Raw genomic sequence first — 14,944 nt, forward strand, 5'->3', positions numbered from 1 at the left:
GAATAAGTTATCATAGAGGCGCTCAATGATTGTCAAAGCTTGTATGTCCGAGGATATAGTCCCTGTTAACCTAAGATAAGACAAACGCAAGAATCCTCATAAACCCGCTTGATGCGTAGATTTAGGCTTGCGAAAGCCAAGATTTTCCACGAAACCGGGTTTGCGATCGCCAGTCCTATAAAATTTAAAATTTAGAATAAATCAGTGCTAGACCTCAAATTAATCCGAGAAAACCCGCAAGCCGTGCAAGAAAGCCTCAACACTCGCGGAGGCAACTATGAAATCGAGCCGATTTTGCAATTAGACAAACAGCAGCGGGATCTCGAAGGCAAGCGATCGCAACTGCAAGCCCGCAGCAACGAAATAGCCAAACTCATCGGTCAAAAAAGAAAATCGGGTTTACCCCTCGAATCTCCCGAAATTCAGACTTTGCAAGCAGAAGGCAACGCAGTCGGCACGCAGTCAAACGAATTGCAAGCAGAGGAAAAAGACCTAAAAGCTCAAATAGAAGCTCTTTTGTTGCCCTTACCGAACTTGCCGGGCTCATCAACGCCCCTGGGCAAAAATGAAGATGAAAACGTCGAAATCCGGCGCTGGGGAGACGAATTCATTCCCCAAACTCCCGATATTTTGCCGCACTGGGAAATCGGCGAAAAATTAGGAATTATCAACTTTGAACGGGCAGTAAAAATCGCCTCACCCCGATTTGTCACCTTAATTGGAGCCGGTGCAGCCCTGGAAAGAGCGATTATTCAATTTATGCTCGACCGCCACACAAAAGCTGGTTATATAGAAGTAATTCCCCCACTTTTAGTTAACACTGAATCCCTCACAGCTACCGGGCAACTTCCCAAATTTGCTGAAGAAAGTTTTAAGTGCGATCAAGACGATTTGTGGTTAATTCCTACTTCCGAAGTTCCGGTGGTTAATTTGTACAGAGGTGAAATATTGACAGCAGAACAGTTGCCAATTTATCACTGTTCTTTTACTCCTTGTTTTCGCCGAGAAGCTGGCAGTTACGGCAAAGATACGAGGGGATTGATTCGACTGCACCAATTTAATAAGGTGGAATTGGTGAAACTCGTGCATCCGAGTACCTCTGAGGCAGAGCACGAGAAGCTTGTGCAGGATGCTGAGGGAGTTTTGCAGGCGCTGAAATTGCCTTATCGGGCGATCGAGCTTTGTACCGGCGACTTAGGTTTCGCGGCGGCAAAAACTTATGATTTGGAGGTTTGGCTGCCTTCTGCGGGCAAATACCGCGAGATTTCGAGTTGTTCCAATGTCGCAGATTTTCAAGCGCGGCGGGCGAATATTCGCTTCAAAGAAGCGGGGAAAAAAGGCACTCAATTCGTGCACGCGCTGAATGGTTCCGGTTTAGCTGTGGGCCGCACAATGGCTGCTATTTTGGAGAACTATCAGCAGCCAGACGGGACGGTAAAAGTGCCGGAAGTGCTGCAACCTTATCTCGGGCGTGAAATTTTGTAAACTGGGAAGACACGGCGGTTGAAACCGCGTCTATACAGGCAAAACCCGCCTCCGCGGGTTGAAGATTCGGCGGTTGAAATTACTTGATCTTCTTCAGTCCGCGGAGGCGGACATTGTTTGTGTAGACGCGGTTTCAACCGCCGACTCAAACGGGGTTTCTTTCTTACTCACTCACAAATTTTTTAGCGCTTCCTTAACATCCAGCGCCAAAAATCTATCCAATGCCAGATACATCCAATAAACAGATAACTGAGCATCACTATTAGTCTTTTGGAAACCCACAGCATGAGACATTTTTTCATAACTGGGATGAAGAATTAGCGTGTACAAGTCGCAAATATTGGGAAAATCTGTTTGCATTTCAACTAGAATTTTTTGTGCATCTTCAATCAAAGTAATCCGGTATTCTTCTAAGTATTTAGGATCGATAACCCAACAGCGAACAAATATTGACTGGCAATTCACATCTCCTGGTAGTGCCATGTTGAAAGGATCGATCTCAGAAACAGAACTCAAATGTAGGCTTTTGCTGGGAGCACTAAAAAAATTAACGTCTGATTCGCTAGCGGCGGGATAAAGTAAATAAAATCCGACTGGATTGAGATTGTCGCAGCGACGCAAAACTCGTATTCCTTTTGAATATTGAGCAGCCGAAAGTCGAATAACTTTAGCAATCTTTTGCGGAACTGCGTTCGTGCTGCGGTTCATCCAGTTATAATAGCTTGCTAGTAAATTTGCTACGGGAATTGCGTCGCATCGAGGGTTAAAATCATCTAATTTGAGTTTTACCGGATTTTCGGGCGGTGCAACATCTAAAATTTCGGAAACTGGTTGAATTTCAATTGCTGTGGCGTTACCGTCAAAGTGTTTTGCGATTAATCCGAGTGCTGCTAATTTATCTAACATCATTCCGGCGGCGCGATCGCTCCCGCGATCGGAATCGGAGTAAAATAGTTCTGCTGCTTCTCGGTGAGTACACTGGACTTCTGTTGGTAGCAATTCCAGTTTAGCCAGCGGCGGTTTGAGGCGGGGCTGGCTTTCCTGAAGCTGTTTCACTGATAAGTAAATCCAAAGCCTGACAAAGCATTCAGCCCTAGTGCGAGTTACGCCTACTCGTTTCATCAACAGCGAAACAGCCGCGCGGCGTTGAGATTGAGAATACCAAGCATCTAGTTTTTCAATATCCATTTCAGTCGGGAAGCAGCGAAGGAACTCTAGTTACATATTGGCTCAATTTTCCAAAAAACTTCACCCTGCTTCAGGTTACTTGTTGTCGCTGTTGCTCAACTTGCCTGATTTCCCCCGACTCTACAATATAGCTGGTTGCTCCTTGCAAGTTCACTGCTTCACAAAGCACAATCAATTTTAGATGTTTTCTGGCTGGATTTAATAAAGCAACGAACTCGACTAAATTAGCATTTTTAGAGGTTGACGGTATGCACAGCGCTTATATCAATCGGATTGGGAAGTTTTTGCCGGGGGAAGCGATTAATAATGATGAGATGGAGGAGTATTTGGGCAAAATTGCCGATCGCCCTTCAAGAGTCAGACAGCGAATTCTCAACAGCAACGGCATTCAACAGCGATATTACGCGATCGACAAACAGCAGCAAACACTGTATTCTAACAGCCAAATGGCAGCGTTGGCTGTCCGCGACGCGATCGCCCAGGCAAATCTGGAACCAGGGGCGATCGACTTACTGGCCTGCGCCACCACTTTACCAGACTTATTAGTACCGGGATTTGCCAGCACAGTACACGGCGAACTTTCCGAATTATCTCCCCTAGAAATAGTTTCAACTCAAGGAGTTTGCTGTGCCGGAGTTACCGCCTTAAATTACGCCGCATCTCAACTCGAACTCTGCAAAAAACAAACAGCAATCGCCGTAGCTTCCGAATTTCCCTCGCGCCTGTTCAAAAACACCAAATTTGAAGCAGAAACTTCAGTACAAGCGGGAAAACCCCTGCCTTTCGATACAGAATTTCTGCGCTGGATGCTCTCTGACGGTGCGGGAGCATTTTTGCTCCAAAACCATCCCAACGCGACAGGAATTAGTTTAAAAATAGAATGGATTGAATTGATTTCCCACGCCAATGCTTATCCAGTTTGTATGTATTCAGGATTGGAAAATGAAAACAGCACTAAAAGCTGGTTAGACTATTCTTCCTACCTCGATGCAGCCGCAGCCGGAGCTTTTGACTTGCGGCAAAACATTCGCTTGCTAGACAATGTAATGAAATTAGGCGTAGAAGGTTGGCTGCACTTGATTAAAACAGGGAGAGTTTGTCCGCAGGAAATCGACTGGCTGCTGTGCCACTATTCGTCTCACTTTTTCCGGGGACAAATTGTCGAACTTCTGGAACAAGCAGGCTGCATGATTCCTGAAGAAAAATGGTTTACCAACTTGTACAGTCGGGGAAATACAGGCTGTGCCTCGATTTATTTAATGTTAGAGGAGTTGTTCAATTCAGGCAAATTGCAGCCCGGACAAAAAATCTTTTGTTTTGTTCCGGAAAGCGGGCGATTTACAACGGCGTACATCATGTTAACGGCTGTGGAAAATACCAAGAAATCAATGATTTCTCAAAGTTATAACTCCGTTGAAATTCCCGAATCGTCTCCTCTGGCCCACGTTAAACCGGAACATCCCAACTCTCCGCAAGCTTATTTGTTGCGGGAGTTAGCCTGGATTTGGCTGAAGTTCGATCGCGAAATTCGTTCTGTTCCCATTGTCCGCAAATTGTACCGGGGAGAGTTTACAATAGAAGACTATCAAGCTTTGCTGTGCAATCTCCGCCCGCAAGTTGTCGAGGGAGCTCGCTGGATTGCGCGCGCTGCTTCTAACATGACTGACTTTCGCCTGCGATCGACTTTTATCGGCCACGCCCAAGACGAACACCGCGACTATCAAATGCTAGAAAGAAATTATGTTTCTGTCGGCGGTGAGTTGTCAAAAATCGTAGAATATGATAAGAATATTGGTAGCGAAGCACTGTCAGCTTTTATCTTCCAGCAAGCATCGCGAGAAAATCCGGTCGATTTAATTGGTAGTATGTTTATTATCGAAGGATTGGGAAATCGGTTGGCGGGAAAGTGGGCAAAAGAAATTAAGGAAACTCTCGGTTTGCAAGACGAACAAGTATCATTTTTAGCGTACCACGGAGCGAATGATGAGTCCCATTTAGCCAAATTAGAAAATTTGATTAATGCCGAATGGATGACGGATGATATCGCCCGCCGCATTGTCAAAACTGCTCGCGTTACTGCTCGTTTATATTTGCTGCAATTGGAGGAAATCCGCTAATGCAAGAGTTGCAAAAACAAGATATCGAAAATATCCCAGCTCAGCGGAAAATCCCTTATGTTACGAAACCCTACAACCGCCGCGATCCGAATGTTTGGGATGTGCTGTTTTGCGATCGATCAATTCCCGTAGATTTAGTCGCAAAAGCATACATGATCCGGGATTTGCAAAGCTGGACTCGCAATTATTTGCTCATCCCGATCAAAGTAATTGCTAACTTGTTGTTGGCGGTAATTATGACCACAAAGCGCCTGTTGCCCTTTCAATTTTGCGCTTACACTTTAATGCACAAATCTGCTGCATTTTTTCTAAATAACTTTGTCTCGCCAGAAGCTTGTTATTTAATTGTGCGACATATCTGCGCGGGCTCCAACATTATCAACTTCTTGATTGATAACGGCCCCGACACCCAGATTGAAAAGTCAAAACTTTATCCGCGCACAGTTAGCGATTTAGCTGAAAATGCGTTTCTGGAACACGACTTAATTCTCTATAACTTTGTCTGGGATTACAACCAGGCAATGCTGACAAATCCCAACTGGTTGCAGGCTGTTAAAAAACGGGGTATTAATTATGATAGCATTCAACCTGTGGAAGTTGCAATAGATTTTGAAAGACGCAGGTGGCTGAAAATTCTGGATTTAGAATCTGCGATCGAATTGTTTAAAGTATTTTATTCTCTGTGTTTGACTAGCGACGAATTTGCGCGAGCAGTGATGTCGCTTCAGTTAGATGAAAACTTCGGAGTATACGTCAGCGAGATTACCGGAAATTGCGACTGGAATCATGTAATTGTCAACCGCCATCCGCTAGCGCCAAACAGTCCGTTTAATGCAGCGCGCGACTTGTTTTTGCACGGGATAATTTCGGAATATCTCTATCGATATTTGGAACTACAAAAAGAGATGAGCAATGTTTAAAAGTAGCGTGCGTCAGTAGAGCGTTATTTGGTTAATAATCCCGAAGCTCAGAGCTGACGCACCCTACAAGTTACAGAACATTGTTGATTTTTCCTGTAAAATTAATAGTAAAGCTCAAGCTGCTAGCTGTGGTTGTTCCGCTGCTTTCGGCAAATTCTGATTTACCACCATCCACTTACCTGTAATCGGATCGCGGTAAGTAATAAACGGATTAGATTTTAAAGGTTCACTGCAAGCTTTAACCGCCATATCTACACACTCCCTATAACTTGTCTTGAATAACTGCTACAACACCACACCTTTAATAATCGGCTGTTTTGCCTGCGATCCCCGTGATTTCTACCTCAACAATAGGTGATATTTTAGGCATTTTTTGGTGACAGATAGCACTGCCTAATGTGATTGAAAACTGCATTTGCAGTGAGCAGTATCACCAAAAAGCCTCCGAAAAACAATTCTGCCTTGTGCCCTTTACCGTCTACCTTCAAGAGGCCCACTATTTTCAGTGAATATCTGATATTATTAAGTAAGGTAAAGACGTTTATCAAAGATCCCCTTACAAACTTATGGCGCTATTTGGATTTGGCAAAAAGTCGAGCCTGCCCTCTTCCCAAGAGGCATTGCCAGGACGGGCAGAGTCGATGTCGGTACCGGCAACTCACTTTGTTAACGGCAATCCGCTCAAAGCTCCGTTTCCAAACGGCATGGAGACTGCCGTGTTTGGCCTGGGCTGTTTTTGGGGTGCGGAACGCAAATTTTGGCAGGAAAAAGGTGTTTTTTCGACGGCTGTGGGCTACGCGGCTGGGATTACTCCGAATCCTACTTACAACGAAGTTTGCAGTGGGATGACGGGACACAATGAAGTAGTTTTGGTTGTGTTCGATCCGAAAGTAATTAGTTACGAAACGCTGCTAAAGGTTTTTTGGGAAAGCCATAATCCGACTCAAGGAATGAAGCAGGGTAATGATTCGGGTACTCAGTATCGATCGGGCATTTACACGTATTCAGCCAGCCAGATGCAGCTAGCTGAAGCTTCGCGGGATGCTTACCAGACAGCTTTGACGGCGGCCCGTTACGGTAAGATTACTACTGAAATCATTGATGCTCCTGAGTTTTATTACGCAGAAAGCTATCACCAGCAGTATCTTGCTAAAAACCCGAATGGTTATTGCGGTTTGGGCGGTACTAAGGTTTGTTTGCCGGACACTAAGACGGCGGTTGAAACCGCGTCTACACAAACGATGTCCGCCTCCGCGGACTGAAGATCAAATGGCGGTTGAAACCGCGTCTACACGAACGATGTCCGCCTCCGCGGACTGAAGATCGGACGTACGGTTGAAACCGCGTCTATACGAACGATGTCCGCCTCCGCGGACTGAATAAAATAACGTAATTTTAACCGCCCGTTCTTCAACCCGCGGAGGCGGGTTTTGTTTGTGTAGACGCGGTTTTAACCGCCCGGTCTTCCGCCACAAAACGTGGAATATGTTATTAGTTGAAAACAGGTGAGAAATGCTGACGGCTGTTGTAATTATTAATTTAATGATATCTGTGGTGTGTTTTTATATAGCTGCTAGAGTGTGGAAAATCAAGCGGACGATCGCGCGTTTTGAAATGCGGATCGCAGCAATCGAGCGCCGCAGCAGCAATGTCCTCGGAAAATCGCCCAACTTTTTTGCTAAAAGGCAGCAAGGTGCTCACCAATTACGGCGGAATTATCAACAACTGGAATTGCAACTGCAACAGGTTCAGCAACTTTTGGGATTGCTGGGTTTAGGGCGGATGCTTTGGCGCAGGCGCGATCGACCTTTGAGGTAAGCTATCCTAAAACTGTATGGAGAGAAGTTATAAAAATGTCAACTAAACGTTCAGGATTGTTCATTGGCGGTTTGTTGGTGGGTTCTGCGATCGGGGCCGTGACTGGGTTGCTGATGGCACCGCGAACGGGCAAGGAGACGCGGCAGATATTGAAAAAATCGGCCGATGCTTTGCCGGAGTTGGCGGAGGATTTATCGACTAGCGTCCAATTGCAAGCCGATCGACTTTCTGAAACTGCAATCCGCAATTGGGACGAAACTTTGGTTAGACTCAAAGAGGCGATCGCAGCCGGTTTAGAAGCGACTCAGCGGGAACGTCAAACGCTGTCGGAAACTGAAGTCGAAGTAAGTCCCCCGTTGCGCCCTCCTGTCCGCTAACTCATCCACTGTCAGCCATCGCTTATTGCTTTTCGGGACGGGCAAGATGCCCATCCCACAAGAATATTCAGCCTTCGGGACGGGCAAGATGCCCATCCCACAAGAATTTCATCACGCATTAACTGTAAAATTAGATATACAGCAGCCTATGAAATCCCAAACCCCAAATCCGAGATTCAAGTGAGTGATCCCATATTCTGGCTAGGACTTTCGATTTTGCTAGTGGCAGTTAGCCTAACTGCTGTTTTAGTGACTTTAATACCTGCGGTGCAAGCGCTAGCAAGGGCAGCGCGCAGCGTGGAAAAGCTGGCTGACACACTTTCGCGCGAGTTTCCGCCTACTTTGGAGGCGATTCGATTGACGGGGCTGGAAATTAGCGAGTTGACGGATGATGTCAGCGATGGGGTGCAAAGTGCGGGGGAGGTTGTCAAACAAGTCGATCGCAGTCTTGGTAGTGCGAAGAAGCAGGCGCAAAATGTGCAGGTGACAACTCGCAGCGTGGTGACGGGGATTAAGGCTGCTTGGAAAACTTTAACTCGGAAGCCGCCGATTTCTGGGACAAATCGCCGATCGACAGATAGATTGTCGGCGAGTCAAAGAAGTGCGATTGCGATGAGGGATTCGGGTTTGGATGACAGGTATTCTGGGGGTTATGGTGCGGCTGCGGGTAATGGGGAATCGCCACGGTTGAGGAATGGCGAGGGTTCTGGTTTGCCGGGGGATTCGGAAGATTTTGAGCAAGTGCGATCGAACGATTCTTGATGTTTTGGATAGTATATCAAAGAAGCCTGGGCGGTTGAAACCGCGCCTATATAAAGGAAGCCTCGGCGGTTGAAATTGCGCGTATATAAAAGCGTATATCAAAGAAGCCTCGGCGGTTGAAACCGCCGCTACACAAACGATGTCCGCCTCCGCGGACGCAAGAGAATATAGAATTGATTGGTATTTGCTTGGGTTGTGCGATCGCACATCTAATCGTTTTTATCTAAGTCTTCTTTTTTCGGAGTTTCTGAAGTTGAGGGGAATTCTAGTCGAATGTTGATATCAATTGATACTGTACTTTCTTTAAAGCCTATATTAACTATTTTTACCAATGCTTCTGTTGGTAAAGAATTATTCATTTTAAATTCAGAAGAAGACAGAGTTTTAAATCCTGCTTCCTGTAGCCGATCGCACACATTTCTCCAATTTCCCACTGATTCATTCGGTAAATCTGCGAGTTTTTTCACATATTGGTATAAAGTCTTACACAGATAAACCTCTGCACTTTTGGGAGTCTGAAACATTTTTTTAGCTATTTCAGCGGGACTGCAACCGGAAAGTAGTCCTCGGAGATAAAGCTTTTCAGTGTCTGTGAGTCCTCTGCGCGATCGGGGTGAGATTTGCCGTTTAGCTTCTGCGAAAGCTTGGTACAGTCTTTCTAAGTCCCAGTGTTTGGCGGCTTCGGCAAATAAGTCTTCTTTTGAGGCCATTGTCGGTGTTGTGAGATGTGGCTAACGTTAGCATAACCGAAGTTGCTAGCGTTTGTTAGTTGTATGTTAGCTGTACTTAGTGTATTGTTGCATACATCAGGCATAGTTGAGTTTATTAAAGCGGTGTAGCCCGGAGTAGGAATACTCAGAGTCAGCAATCGGCGCGATCGTTTTTGATGAGAAATCATTTATTTAATACAAGCAAACACGCGGTAAGTCTCTGTACTTGTCCCGATTCAACACGAGGAAATAACGTGTCTAATTTTTTAACGCCTGAATTTAATAACGAAAGTGCGATCGCACCTTGGAATACCAGCCTAGAAGCAACTCCAGGAATTATCCCAAAATTAGATCCTAACCGCACCCTAACGGGGGGTGTTGGTCAAGAGGTTAATATCCCGACTTTAACGCCAAACACCTACGACAATATCATTTTGCCTGATGCTGTGCCCACTCTGATGGCTAAGGCGCTGACAACCGACTCCAACACCAGTTTACAGGATAGCTCTGTCGATTTGCTGACCGGTCAGGCGATGTCAGAGGTATATGAGGATCTGAGTAAGTTTGCGGCTGAACCTGATTTCGTGACTGAGATGAATGTGGCTTTTGGGGAAAACTGGGATGCTGCGGGTGGGAAAGCCTTAGCTGAAGGATGGTTTAATCGCGATTTTAGTGCGATTCCCCCGGTGAAAGTTGTCTCGTCTGCTGAGATTGGTGGGGCGAATGGGGCTTTTGCTGCGGCGACGGATACGATTTATTTATCCAAGGAATTTTTAGCTCAGAATGGCGCGAATCCTGCGGCGGTGGCGGATGTGCTGTTGGAAGAGATCGGGCATTCTGTTGATGCGCGGTTGAATGTTACGGATTCACCGGGTGATGAGGGAGCGATTTTTGCGGCGGTTGTTCAGGGTAAGGAGTTGAGTCAGGGTGAGCTTCAGGCGTTGAAGAGTGAGGACGATCGTGCGACTGTCACTATAGATGGAAAGATTATTGAGATAGAAGAGCAGCAGCTCTCTGGTGGATCGCAGGGAACAATACTGGGAGTACAGGCAGGATCAAGCATTCTTCTAGGTGGAGAACTGACTAGAAACGATAGTAACAATCCCACCCGTTACGGCACGTTCGCTGATGACTACCGTTTCGATACTCTCAGTCCAGGTCAACAATTCCAACTCGATTTGAAATCAGATGACTTTGATAGTTATCTGCAACTGGTAGATGAAAGAACTGGTCAAGTTATTGGTGATGATGATGCTGGTGGCAACAGAAACTCTCGCTTGAGCTTTACTGTACAACCAAATAGCAATTATATAGTACGCGCTACCAGCTATTATCCAGGTGACACAGGCAGTTATACAATCAGTTCTGCAAAATTATCGAATCCTATCCCAGACCCGGATGGAACGCCTGACAAAGCCAAACCTTTAGTTCTTCAAGGAAAAAGCCTAAGTAATGGTAAAAATGGTGGGATTGTTGAGACTGAAAATATCGGTCGTAACTACGACTATGGCAAGGATTCTGCTGACTACTACAAGTTCTCACTCAATGAAACTAGACGAATTAACATTGCGTTGGACAACTTAACAGCGGATGCAGATATAGCGCTATTTAGAGGTGATAACACTTTTATAGCGGAATCTCGTAGGTCATTTACAAGTCTTGACGCTATCAGCCGTGAGTTGCAGCCGGGGACTTATTATGTCAAAGTTGTTCCCTACCAGGCAGAACAAACTGATTACAAACTGCGGATTACTGAACTCACTGGAAATATTCAGGTAAAGATAACTGATTTCGTTACAGAGAGGGGGATAATTACAAGAAGGGAGGAGGATAAAAACTATACCAATGGGGTAAACTTATATCGCTTTGACCAAAATGGACGCAAAGACGATCTAGCTATTGAACCTGGTAAAGATACTATTGTAGTCATTCATGGCTGGAAGGATAGCACTGATACAGATGACGACGGAAACCCAAGCCCAATCAAATCGTTAGGAGAAGCCGCTGCTAAGAAATATCCCAATTATCAAGTGCTTGCTTTAGATTGGCGCTTTCCCGCAATAAGCTCCACGGATCGTAAAAACATAGGAGATGGTCTAGTGCCATTCAGGGCTGCTCAATCAATTACACCAGTAGCTAAATGGGCTGTGAATGCACTCATAAATCTGGGAATTAATCCCGATAAACTCAGTATTTTCGGTCATAGTTTAGGTTCTTATGTCGGTACGGAAATTGGACGCCTATTCAATGAAGATAATAATGGAAACAATGAAAAATTAGGGCAGATCAAGAACTTTGTTGCACTAGATCCGGCTAATCCTATAGATGCTTATGACATCGACGGAAACACACCAGGCATTCAAAATGTGAAGAAAGAATGGGATTTTGCTAAAAGAAGTATAGCACTTGTTGGCAAAGAGGGTGCACTAACTATAGGAGGTCAAGCAGGTTCTAACGAGGGAGCTGCAAGAGCTCAGGATTCTCTTGTTGTTGACCTTACTGATGCTATTTTCAATCCGTTAAAGCCGACGGAATATTCCGGATCATATCACATTGCTCCTGTCAGGATTTTCCAAAAAGCTTTGGAAAAGAACTATTTAAAGTTGGAACAAAACTTAGCTTTACCCAATGATCTCAGGCCCAACTCCTATGATGACAATGCTAATGTCGCTCAGCTTCGGAATGGGAGGAATGAAGGCAGAATAGTCGCTCAGTCAGACGGAACCATCATACAGAGTCTAGAATATGTGAACAGAACTGGTGGGTTCAACGATCTCAAAGATGATGGACGAGCATGGACAAGCTGATACTATCCGTTTTTGTATAAGTGCAATCCTCCTCCTTTCTCATACGCGATTGTCTTCAATATTTCCTCACTCAAACTCAGTCCAATTCACTGTTAAGAACAAATAATAATGGCATTAAGATTTACCAATGATAATGGTCTATTTCGCTTGATTGGCGATAACACCTCAGAATCTATTACCCTATCACCTGGAGCACTAACAAATATTCCTGACGGTGTTTGGGTTCGCGGTGGTAACGATACAGTCATAGGTTCTGCTGATAATGAACTGATTCTAGGAAACGAGGGTCTAGATAGCATTTCAGGCGGTGCTGGTAACGACACTCTCAGCGGTGGCAAAGATAGCGATTTTGTAGATGGAGGCATTGGGAACGATTTAGTCAAAGGCGATCAAGATTCCGATACCATCAGAGGCGGAGACGGAAACGATAGTTTATTTGGTGGTAGAGGCAAAGATCAACTTTTTGGCGATGCTGGAGATGATTTTCTATCAGGTGATAGGGACAACGATACACTCACTGGCGGACTGGGAAGAGATACATTTGCACTGTCAACAGGTGGGGGTGTAGATATCATCACCGACTTTGAGAATGGCATTGATTTAATCCAGCTACCAACAGGCTTAAATTTTGATGCTATCTCCATTCAAAGTACAGATGGTAATGCAGTGATTACTGTGAAAAGTACAGGTGAATCATTCGCTCAATTGAATAATGTTGAAGGTTCCAGCATCACAAGAGCTAACTTTGCGGGTAGTGGGGTGCAGTCTGTACCCTCATCCTTAGAGCCTACTATACCTCCAGTCCCATCCATACCTATGATTCCTCTGCCGCCCATCAACTTTTAATCGCGACGGTAAGAGGAATAATGCTAAGCGATCGCCCTTTCATTCCCAAAGTGCGCCCCTATCCCATCCCAAATCTCACGCGAGCGATCGTCCTTTCTTCCCAAAGCGCGATCGCCCCTATCCCATCCTAAATCTCACGCGGGCGATCGTCCTTTCATTCCAAAAGTGCGATCGCTCTTTCCCATCCCTATCAATATCAAACTCAAATATTTCCAGCTACAACACTCAACTCATCCGGCATTTCGTAATTTATTGTTGCATCATCTTGTGGCAACTTTTCACAACTCACAAATTCTTCAAACAAATCAAAGAAACGTTTCAGTGCATCTGCTTCATCCTCAGAATAGAAAAGAATAATCCGACTCCAAGATTGAGTATCTGCTTGGTTAAATCGAATCTCTATCCATTCTTGAAAATCCTCAAACTTTTTTTCTTCTTCTGTGAGAGGGATGCCAAGTTGACGGCGGCCAAAAGTATAGCCATCTAAGAAAACATGGAGATGGCTAAGCGATTGCTTCCCTAAGTACAAAGACGATCTTTTCTTGATTTTCCCTAGCAAATCATACAAATCTAACATCCTTTTATTTCCTTTCAGCTAAAATTCAATTTCCGCAATTTCAAATTGACCGCCCAACTCGATCGCCAAACAATAAAATTTTCCCAACCACTCTTGTTTAGGAATTCCTTCATTATGGATATTATCAAAAATTAATTCCTCCCCATCTATTTGAACTGCAATCCCTTCATGCCGTCCATTTGTAGCAATATTCTGTCCGAGGTCGTCATGGTAAATATTACCATATTTTCCCTTGGCACTGCCAGTGTAAATTTTTACTTTTTTTCCAGAAATGCCCCTTTGAATTAAAAACTCTTGGATACTTAAAGCACAAGCATTACATTCAAACAGCTTAAATTTATTAGCTATCTCTGAAATTTGTTGTCGCAATTCATCGCTCATAAAAGATAATGTTTAAGCCATTTCATATTATAATAAATTCAGTACGATCGCCCTTTGCTTCCAAAAGTGATCTCGCCCGTCTCCCATCCTATAATCTCACGCGGGCGATCGCCCTTTCATTCCAAAAGCGCGATCGCCCCTATCCCATCCCTATCAATATCAAACTCAAATATTTCCAGCTACAACACTCAACTCATCCGGCATTTCGTAATTTATTGTTGCATCATCTTGTGGCAACTTTTCACAACTCACAAATTCTTCAAACAAATCAAAGAAACGTTTCAGTGCATCTGCTTCATCCTCAGAATAGAAAAGAATAATCCGACTCCAAGATTGAGTATCTGCTTGGTTAAATCGAATCTCTATCCATTCTTGAAAATCCTCAAACTTTTTTTCTTCTTCTGTGAGAGGGATGCCAAGTTGACGGCGGGCAAAGGTATAACCGTCCAAAAAAACATGAAGATGACTAAGCGATCGATTCCCCAAGTATAAAGACGATCTTTTCTTGATTTTCCCTAGCAAATCATACAAATCTAACATCCTTTTATTTCCTTTTAGCTAAAATTCAATTTCCGCAATCTCAAATTCACCGCCCAACTCGATCGCCAAACAATAAAACTTTCCCAACCACTCTTGTTTAGAAATTCCTTGATTGTGGATATTATCAAAAATTAATTCCTCGCCATTAATTTTAACTGAAATCGCTTCATGCCTTCCATTCGTAGCAATATTTTGTCCGAGGTCATCATGATAAATATTACCATACTTTCCCTTGGCACTGCCAGTGTAAATTTTTACCTTTTTTGCGGAAATGCCCCTTTCAATTAAAAATTCTTGGATACTTAAAGCACAAGTATTACATTCAAACAGCTTAAATTTACTAGCTATCTCTGAAATTTTTTCTCGCAATTCATCGCTCATAAAAGATAATATTTAAGTCATTTCATATTATAATA

General features: G+C 44.3%; 16 protein-coding genes. 9 read left to right on the plus strand and 7 right to left on the minus strand.

Going from position 1 to position 14,944, the window contains the following annotated elements; all coding sequences use genetic code 11:
• Positions 1–204: 204 nt before the first annotated feature.
• A complete protein-coding gene (gene serS, locus QUB68_RS09290) occupies positions 205–1,485 on the plus strand; it encodes a serine--tRNA ligase (RefSeq protein ID WP_332991543.1) in 1,281 nt (426 codons plus the stop codon).
• A gap of 171 nt (positions 1,486–1,656) precedes the next feature.
• Here the strand turns inward: serS and QUB68_RS09295 are convergent, their stop codons facing one another.
• Positions 1,657–2,673: a hypothetical protein gene (locus tag QUB68_RS09295; RefSeq protein ID WP_332991545.1), complete on the minus strand. Its 1,017-nt coding sequence runs from the start codon at positions 2,671–2,673 to the stop codon at positions 1,657–1,659.
• Positions 2,674–2,921: 248 nt separating this feature from the next.
• Between QUB68_RS09295 and QUB68_RS09300 the strand changes: the two genes are divergently transcribed.
• Both QUB68_RS09300 and QUB68_RS09305 read left to right on the plus strand, forming a co-directional pair.
• The gene (locus QUB68_RS09300) at positions 2,922–4,790 is read left to right on the plus strand and encodes a 3-oxoacyl-[acyl-carrier-protein] synthase III C-terminal domain-containing protein (protein WP_332991547.1); all 1,869 of its coding nucleotides are present in this window, start codon (positions 2,922–2,924) and stop codon (positions 4,788–4,790) included.
• A complete protein-coding gene (locus QUB68_RS09305; protein WP_332991549.1) occupies positions 4,790–5,710 on the plus strand; it encodes a DUF6999 family protein in 921 nt (306 codons plus the stop codon). The genes QUB68_RS09300 and QUB68_RS09305 overlap by 1 nt, the downstream gene beginning before the upstream one ends.
• Positions 5,711–5,824: 114 nt before the next feature.
• Here the strand turns inward: QUB68_RS09305 and QUB68_RS09310 are convergent, their stop codons facing one another.
• Complete coding sequence (locus QUB68_RS09310) at positions 5,825–5,959, minus strand: hypothetical protein (RefSeq protein WP_332991551.1); 135 nt, start codon at positions 5,957–5,959, stop codon at positions 5,825–5,827.
• Between the two features lie 317 nt (positions 5,960–6,276).
• Between QUB68_RS09310 and msrA the strand changes: the two genes are divergently transcribed.
• The 4 genes from msrA (at position 6,277) to QUB68_RS09330 (ending at position 8,667) form a co-directional block, all read left to right on the plus strand.
• Entirely contained in the window at positions 6,277–6,972 is a 696-nt protein-coding gene (gene msrA / locus QUB68_RS09315) for a peptide-methionine (S)-S-oxide reductase MsrA (RefSeq protein ID WP_332991553.1), read from the plus strand.
• Positions 6,973–7,222: 250 nt separating this feature from the next.
• Positions 7,223–7,528, plus strand: a complete 306-nt coding sequence (locus QUB68_RS09320; protein ID WP_332991555.1) for a hypothetical protein — start codon at positions 7,223–7,225, stop codon at positions 7,526–7,528.
• A 35-nt stretch (positions 7,529–7,563) separates the two neighbouring features.
• The gene (locus tag QUB68_RS09325; RefSeq protein WP_332991557.1) at positions 7,564–7,905 is read left to right on the plus strand and encodes a YtxH domain-containing protein; all 342 of its coding nucleotides are present in this window, start codon (positions 7,564–7,566) and stop codon (positions 7,903–7,905) included.
• A gap of 180 nt (positions 7,906–8,085) precedes the next feature.
• Complete coding sequence (locus QUB68_RS09330) at positions 8,086–8,667, plus strand: DUF948 domain-containing protein (protein WP_332991559.1); 582 nt, start codon at positions 8,086–8,088, stop codon at positions 8,665–8,667.
• Positions 8,668–8,876: 209 nt separating this feature from the next.
• Here QUB68_RS09330 and QUB68_RS09335 read toward each other — a convergent pair whose 3' ends face one another.
• Positions 8,877–9,377 (minus strand): helix-turn-helix transcriptional regulator, encoded by a 501-nt coding sequence (locus tag QUB68_RS09335; protein ID WP_332991561.1) that lies wholly within the window; start codon positions 9,375–9,377, stop codon positions 8,877–8,879.
• A 254-nt stretch (positions 9,378–9,631) separates the two neighbouring features.
• Here QUB68_RS09335 and QUB68_RS09340 point away from each other — a divergent pair, with 254 nt between their 5' ends.
• Entirely contained in the window at positions 9,632–12,184 is a 2,553-nt protein-coding gene (locus QUB68_RS09340) for a pre-peptidase C-terminal domain-containing protein (RefSeq protein WP_332991563.1), read from the plus strand.
• A 108-nt stretch (positions 12,185–12,292) separates the two neighbouring features.
• Entirely contained in the window at positions 12,293–13,030 is a 738-nt protein-coding gene (locus QUB68_RS09345) for a calcium-binding protein (RefSeq protein ID WP_332991565.1), read from the plus strand.
• A gap of 202 nt (positions 13,031–13,232) precedes the next feature.
• Here QUB68_RS09345 and QUB68_RS09350 read toward each other — a convergent pair whose 3' ends face one another.
• The 4 genes from QUB68_RS09350 to QUB68_RS09365 form a co-directional block, all read right to left on the minus strand.
• Positions 13,233–13,607 carry a hypothetical protein gene (locus tag QUB68_RS09350; RefSeq protein WP_332991567.1) on the minus strand — a complete coding sequence of 125 codons (375 nt, stop codon included), beginning with the start codon at positions 13,605–13,607 and terminating at the stop codon, positions 13,233–13,235.
• Between the two features lie 18 nt (positions 13,608–13,625).
• Positions 13,626–13,988 carry a papain fold toxin domain-containing protein gene (locus QUB68_RS09355; protein WP_332991569.1) on the minus strand — a complete coding sequence of 121 codons (363 nt, stop codon included), beginning with the start codon at positions 13,986–13,988 and terminating at the stop codon, positions 13,626–13,628.
• 165 nt (positions 13,989–14,153) lie between these two features.
• Complete coding sequence (locus QUB68_RS09360) at positions 14,154–14,528, minus strand: hypothetical protein (RefSeq protein WP_332991570.1); 375 nt, start codon at positions 14,526–14,528, stop codon at positions 14,154–14,156.
• Positions 14,529–14,546: 18 nt separating this feature from the next.
• Positions 14,547–14,909 (minus strand): papain fold toxin domain-containing protein, encoded by a 363-nt coding sequence (locus tag QUB68_RS09365; protein WP_332991571.1) that lies wholly within the window; start codon positions 14,907–14,909, stop codon positions 14,547–14,549.
• Positions 14,910–14,944: the final 35 nt, after the last annotated feature.

It is taken from the genome of Microcoleus sp. A006_D1 (genome assembly GCF_036702805.1).
Classification (GTDB): Bacteria; Cyanobacteriota; Cyanobacteriia; order Cyanobacteriales; family Microcoleaceae; genus Microcoleus.